Source organism: Streptomyces sp. NPDC002817 (assembly GCF_053592055.1).
Genome location: NZ_JBSFUY010000082.1, coordinates 1 through 7325 on the forward strand (window position 1 = coordinate 1; position 7325 = coordinate 7325).

Annotated in this window: 1 protein-coding gene; it reads left to right on the forward strand. The window is 72.3% G+C overall.

Annotated features, from left to right (window positions below; all coding sequences use genetic code 11):
- On the forward strand, positions 1-7325 hold a 7325-nt coding region (locus tag ACWD3I_RS48855), incomplete at both ends, for an SDR family NAD(P)-dependent oxidoreductase (protein WP_365413705.1).

Genomic DNA, 7325 nt, shown 5'->3' on the forward strand with positions numbered 1-7325 from the left:
GTCGCGGCGATGCGGGAGTTGGGGGCGGGCCGCTTCCTCGAGGTTGGGCCGGGGGGTGTGTTGACCGCGTTGGTGCGTGAGGCCTGCGGTGACGATGTCACGGCCGTACCAACCCTGCGCAAAGATCACCTCGAACCCGAGGCGCTGCTGAACGCCCTGGGCACGCTGTGGAGCTCCGGCGCCTCCGTGGACTGGAATGCGCTGCTGCCTCCCGCCCCGGCCGTGGATCTGCCGACGTATCCCTTCCAGCACAGCCGGTACTGGCTGGAGGACAGGCAGAGGGCGGCAGACATCGCGACCGTCACCATGGCGCATTCCGACGAGGTGGTCCTTGACACGGAAGTCTCCCTGCGCACCCACCCCTGGCTCGCCGATCATGTGGTGCTCGGGACGACACTGCTGCCGGCCACCGCATTCGTCGACTTCGCGTTGCGGGCCGGCGCGCAGGTCGACTGCGCCACACTCGGCGAACTCACCCTGGAGACTCCGCTGGTGATCCCCGAGGAGGGAACCATCCAGCTCCAGGTCTGGGCCGGTACCCCCGACGAGCGAGGGCGGCGCCCGGTCACCGTGCATTCGCGCGACGACGACACGGCTCCCTGGGTTCGGCATGCGACCGGAGAACTCCAACCCACTGCCCAGGAGCCGGAGGTCGCGGTGGAGTCCTGGCCGCCGCCTGGCGCGGAACCGGTCGACCTGGACGGCTTCTACGAGGACATCGCCGAGTCCGGTTACGAGCACGGCCCGGCCTTCCAGGGGCTCACCGCCGCTTGGAGGCGCCCTGGTGAGATATGCGCCGAGGTCCAGGCGCCCCCCGGAGCCGCCCTCGACGTCGACGGGCGCGGGATCCACCCAGCCCTGCTGGACGCCGCCTTGCAGAGCGCGCTCCTGGGACCGGTGGGCCACGGCGAGCACGGGGCACCCCTGCCGGTGATGTGGCGCGGCCTCACACTGCATGGCCCCGGCGCCGGACCGCTGCGTGTCAGGGTGCTCGCCGCCGGACCGGACGTGACGGCGCTGGCCATCACCGATGCCCAGAACCGCCCGGTTGCCTCACTGGAGGCGCTGACCTGGCGGTCCGCCTCTACCGCGCAACTCACCGCTGCCCGTACGGCGGTCCGGGACATGCTCCATCGCCTGGACTGGACGCCGCTGCCCACGCAGCAGGCGGACGCTGCCGCGCCGGGGACCTGGGCCGTGATCGGCGACGAGCCGGTCGAGGGCCTGACCGCGGATCAGCACACCGACATCGCCGCTCTCGCCGCCTCCGTCGAGGCGGGCGCGCAAGCCCCGGACGTGATCGTGCTCCCCATGCGGCCCACGGCCGAAGGGCACGAGATCGCGGCGGCGGCACGCATCGCGCTGGACCGCGTGCTGGAGACCGTGCGCACCTGGCTGGCCGACCGGCGTCTCCAGGGCTCCCGGCTGCTGATCGCCACACGCGGCGCGGTCGTCACAGGACCCGACGACATCCTGCCCGACCTGACCTTGGCACCTGTGTGGGGACTGGTGCGGTCGGTCCAGTCGGAGCATCCCGGCCGTCTCATGCTCGTGGACCTCGACGCGGCCGGGAACGGTTCGCACCTGACGGCGGCGGCTGCGACAGGAGAGGAACAACTCGCAGTCCGCGACGGCGTACCCCTGGTGCCCAGGCTGGTACGCGCAACGCGTTCCGATCCGGCGGCACAACCGCCCTTCGGTCCGGACAGCACCGTGCTGATCACCGGAGGCACCGGCGCGCTCGGCGGCCTGATCGCCCGTCACCTGGTCACCACCCACGGCGTACGACGACTCGTACTCGCCGGGACCCGAGGCGAGGCAGCGCCCGGGACCGGCGAGCTGCGCGACGCGCTCAGCGCGTTGGGCGCCGAGGTCTCCGTCGTCGCCTGTGACGCCGCCGACCGTGAACAGCTCGCCGCGGTGCTGGACCGCCACAAGCCGACGGCCGTCGTCCACGCCGCCGGAGTCAACGACGACGGCATCGTGGAGTCGCTCACCCCTGAGCGGCTCGACCGTGTGCTCCGTCCCAAGCTCGACGCCGCCCTGCACCTGCACGAACTGACCCGCGAGCATCGGCTCACCGCTTTCGTGCTGTTTTCCTCGGTGATGGGTGTCCTCGGAGGCCCCGGACAGGCCAACTACGCGGCCGCCAACACCTTCCTCGACGCCCTGGCCCAGCACAGGCGCGCCGAAGGGCTTCCCGCCGTCTCCCTCGCCTGGGGAACGTGGGCGCCGACCGGTGGCGGCATGAGCGAACGCATCGAAGAGCGCGACCTGGCCCGCATGGCCCGGGCCGGCCTCCTGCCGCTGCCCGCCGAGTCGGGCGGGGCCCTATTCGACGCCGCCCTCGCCCTGGACGAGGCGCTTGCTGTGCCCGCCCGCCTGGACCTGGGCGCGCTGCGCCGCAAGGCCGACACCGTCGTACCGCCCCTGCTGCGCGCCCTGGCCGGAACCCGGCTCGCGACAGGGGCGCGTACAGCGGGGTCCGTGCGGTCGTTGGCACGGCGGCTGGCCGCGCTCGCCGAGGACGACCGGTCCGAGCTGCTGCGCGACTTGGTGCGTACGCACGTTGCGGCCGTGCTCGGGCACGCCTCACCGGCAACGATCGACGGCGGGCTGGCCTTCAAGGAGATCGGCTTCGACTCGCTGACCGCGCTGGAACTGCGCAACCGGCTGAACGCGGCGACGGGACTGCGCCTGCCCGCCACGATGATTTTCGATCACCCGACGCCGGACTCCCTGGTACAGCTGCTGCATACCCAGCTGCTCGGAGCCGCTTCGGCGACCGCCGAGCCCCGCACCGTCGTGGCCGCGTCGGCGGACGAGCCCATCGCCATCGTGGCCATGGCCTGCCGCTACCCCGGCGGCGTCGCCTCCCCCGAGGACCTGTGGCGACTCGTCGCGACCGGCGGCGACGCCATCGGCACGTTTCCCGCCGACCGCGGATGGGACCTGGCGCGGCTGTACGACCCCGACCCCGAGCGCTCCGGGACCTCGTACACCAGGGAAGGCGGATTCCTGTACGACGCCGCCGACTTCGACGCCGGATTCTTCGGCATCTCGCCGCGTGAGGCGCTAGCGATGGACCCCCAGCAGCGGCTGATGCTGGAGATCTCCTGGGAGGTCCTCGAACGGGCCGGGATCGACCCGGCCGGGTTGCGCGGCGAACGGGTCGGCGTGTTCGCAGGGATCATGCACCACGACTACGGCACCGCTCTGTCCCGCACCCCGGCCGAGGTGGAGGGCTACACGGTGACCGGCACCCAGGGCAGCGTCGTCTGCGGCCGCGTCGCCTACACCTTCGGCTTTGAGGGCCCCGCCGTCACGGTGGACACCGCGTGCTCGTCCTCCCTGGTCGCTCTGCACCTGGCCGCGCAGGCGGTGCGCGCCGGGGAGTGCTCGATGGCGCTGGCGGGCGGAGTGACCGTGATGGCCACCCCGCACGTCTTCGTGGAGTTCAGCCGCCAGCGCGGGCTGGCCCCGGACGGGCGATGCAAGCCGTTCGCGGCGGCCGCCGACGGCACCGCCTGGGCCGAGGGAGCCGGCGTGCTGCTGGTGGAACGGCTGTCGGACGCCCTGCGCAACGGACATCCCGTCCTCGGCGTCGTACGCGGTACGGCGGTCAACCAGGACGGTGCCTCCAACGGTCTGACCGCTCCCAACGGCCCCTCGCAGCAGCGGGTCATCCGTGCCGCGCTGGCCGCCGCAGGGCTGCGTCCGGCCGAGGTGGACGCCGTGGAGGGCCACGGTACGGGCACCGCCCTCGGCGATCCCATCGAGGCACAAGCGCTGCTCGCCACCTATGGCGCCGACCGGCCCGCCGACCGTCCCCTGTGGCTGGGCTCCCTCAAGTCGAACATCGGGCACACCCAGACGGCCGCCGGTGTCGCGGGTGTGATCAAGATGGTCATGGCGATGCGGCACGACGAACTGCCCGCCACGCTGCACCTGGACGAGCCGACCCCACACGTCGACTGGGAGGCCGGCGCGATCGCGCTGCTCGACCGCGCCAGGCCATGGCCGCGACGGGGCGGGCCGCGGCGCGCGGCCGTCTCCTCCTTCGGCATCAGCGGCACCAACGCCCACGTCGTCCTGGAAGAACCTCCGACGGCCCCCGCTTCCTCCACGGCGGCGGACGTACCGCCGCCCGCCGGAGAGCTCCCCCTCCTGCTCTCGGCCAAATCCACCGAAGCCCTGGCCGGCCAGGCGGAACGGCTTCGGACGTGGCTCACAGACCGGCCCGCCGAGCCCTTCACCGACGTGGCGCGTGCGACGGCGTCGGCTCGGGCGGCCTTGGAGCACCGAGGCGTCGTCATCGCCGCGGGCCATTCCGAAGCCGTCGCCGGACTGGCCGCGCTGGCGCAAGGAGGCGAGACCGTCGGAGTCGAGACCGGCACGCTCGACGGACCGGCGCCCCGGCTCGCCGTGCTATTCAGCGGCCAGGGAGCGCAACGCGTCGGCATGGGCCGCGAACTCCACGAGGCACACCCCGTATTCGCGGAGGCCTTCGACGAGGCGTGCGCGGCCTTCGACGCCCACCTGGACCATCCCCTCAAGCAGGTCATCGAGGGCTCCCCGGACGACCTGCTCGACCAGACGCTCTATACCCAGTGCGCCCTGTTCACCGTCGAACGCGCCCTGTACCGGCTGGCCGAGTCCTTCGGACTACGGCCCGAGTTCGTCGCGGGCCACTCCATCGGTGAGATCGTGGCCGCCCACGTGGCGGGCGTGTTCTCGCTGCCAGACGCGGTGACGCTCGTCGTCGCACGCGGCCGACTCATGCAGGCCCTGCCCACCGGCGGCGTCATGGTCTCCGTGGAGGCCACCGAGGAGGAGATCCTTCCCTTGATCGCGCCGCACACCCACACCGTCGGCCTGGCCGCGGTCAACGGCCCGACCTCGGTCACGATCTCCGGCACCGCCGACGAAGTGCGCCGCGTCGCGGACCACTTCGCCACGCTCGGGCGCAGGACCCGCCGACTGAAGGTGTCGCACGCCTTCCACTCCCCGCTGATGGACCCCATGCTCGCCGACTTCAAGCGGACCGTCGCGGGCCTGTCCTACGGCACCCCTCGCATACCAGTGATTTCAAACGTCACCGGAGCGCCCCTGGGCGAGGAACGCCTGGCCGGCCCGGAATACTGGGCCGACCACGTGCGGCGGACGGTGCGTTTCGCCGACGTCGTCGCCGCACTGCGGGAGCGGGGCATCGGCGCCTTCCTCGAACTCGGCCCCCGCCCCGTGCTCGCCCCGCTCGTCGACGACTGCCTGGCCGCGCTGCGCGGCGATCCCGCCGTGGTGGCCACCGCCGCACCGCGCGCAGACGGCACGGAGACCCGCGCCCTGCTCACCGCGCTCGCCCGCCTGTGGACCAAGGGCACCTCCGTCACCTGGGCCGCTGTCCTGCCGGCCACCCCCCACGGACACGCTGACCTGCCGACGTACCCCTTCCAGCGGCAGCGGTACTGGCTCGAGGGCACGTCGGGCGTCGGAGACGTCGATGCGGCCGGGCTGCGCGCCGCCGACCACCCGCTGCTCGGCGCAGCCGTACAGGTCGCCCATGCCGACGAGTACGTACTCACGGGCCGGCTGTCCGTCGCCGCCCAGCCCTGGCTCGCCGACCACATGGTGGGCGGAACGGTCCTGCTGCCCGGTACGGCCTTCGTCGAGACCGCCCTGCGCGCCGCCCACGAAGTGGGCTGCGACCGCCTCACCGACCTCATACTGGCCTCGCCGCTGATCCTGGACGAGGCGACCGCCGTCACCTTCCAGGTATGGGTCGGCGAACCCGACGAGAGCGGCAGGCGGCCGCTGGCTGTGCACTCGCGTCCCGATCGCGCGCCCACGGATCAGCCCTGGACCCAGCACGCCACCGGCGAGATCGCCCCGGCCGTGCCCTCGGACCGCGACTCCGGCCTGACCGCGTGGCCGCCTACGGACGCCGAACCCGTCGACATCGCAGCGTTCTATGACGGTGCCGCTGACGCGGGTTATGGATACGGGCCCACGTTCCGGACCGTGCGCGCTGCCTGGCGGCGCGGGGACGAACTCCTCGCCGAGATCGAGCTCCCCGAGGCGCAGCACACCACGGCCGCCCAATTCGGCTTGCACCCCGCAGCACTGGACGGCGCACTCCAGATCAGTCGGTTCGTCGGACTGGAGGAGGGAGAGGGGACGCTGCTGCCGTTCGGCTGGACCGGCGTCACCCTCCACGCGGTCGGCGCAACGGCGTTGCGCGTGCGGCTGACCCGTACCGGCCCCTCGACGGTGTCGCTCACCGCGGCCGATTCCCTCGGCGCACCCGTGATCGATGTCGAGGAACTCCAACTGAGGGCCGTCGCACCTGAGATGTTTGCCGCGCTGCGGGCGGCGGCCGGGGAACCGGCAGACGACGAGGCGCTGTTCCGACTGGACTGGGTGCCCTTCGAACCGACGTGCCCCTCGAGCCGGTCACTGCCCGTCGTCGTGGGCACGGACCTTGGCCCCGACCCGGGCGAGGCGTTCCGCACGGTCGGCGACTGGGACGAGCTGCGGCAGACGCACGAAGATGCCTTCCCCGAAGCAGTCGTACTGCCTTGTGTCGCGCCGCCCGACGACGAGGACTCGCCCGCGTCCGCCCTATCCCGGCTCACTGCGGTGCTGCACACGGTCCAGGAGTGGCTGGCCGACCCGCGCAGCGAGAATTCCCGCCTCGTCATCGTGACACGTATGGCTGTCACCACAGGCCCGGACGAGACTCCGGCGCGCCCGGACTGGGCCCCGGTCTGGGGACTACTGCGCTCGGCGCAGACCGAGAACCCCGGACGGATCGCCCTCATCGACCTCGACCACGCCGACAGTCCGTCCCTCACCGCGGCGATCGACTCCGCCGCACCTCAGACCGCCGTCCGCGGCGGGGTACTGCACGCACCCCGCCTGACCCGACCGCACAGCGGCACCCTCACGATGCCGGCCGAGTCGGGCTGGCGGCTGCACAGCACCGGCGGGGGCACCCTCCAAGGCCTGGCACTCGCCCCCTCCTACGACGCTGTTCGCCCCCTGGGACCGGGCGAGGTGCGGGTCGAGGTCCATGCCGGCGGCCTGAACTTCCGCGATGTGCTGATCGCCCTCGGCATGTACCCAGGCCGCGCCCAACTCGGCAGCGAGGCGGCGGGTGTGGTGGTTGAGGTGGGCCCTGGTGTGTCGGGTCTGGGTGTGGGTGATCGGGTGATGGGTCTGGTGTCGGGTGCGTTCGGTGATGTGGTGGTGGTGGATGGGCGGTTGGTGGTTGGTGTTCCTGTGGGGTGGTCGTTTGCGGGGGCGGCGTCGGTGCCGGTTGCGTTTTT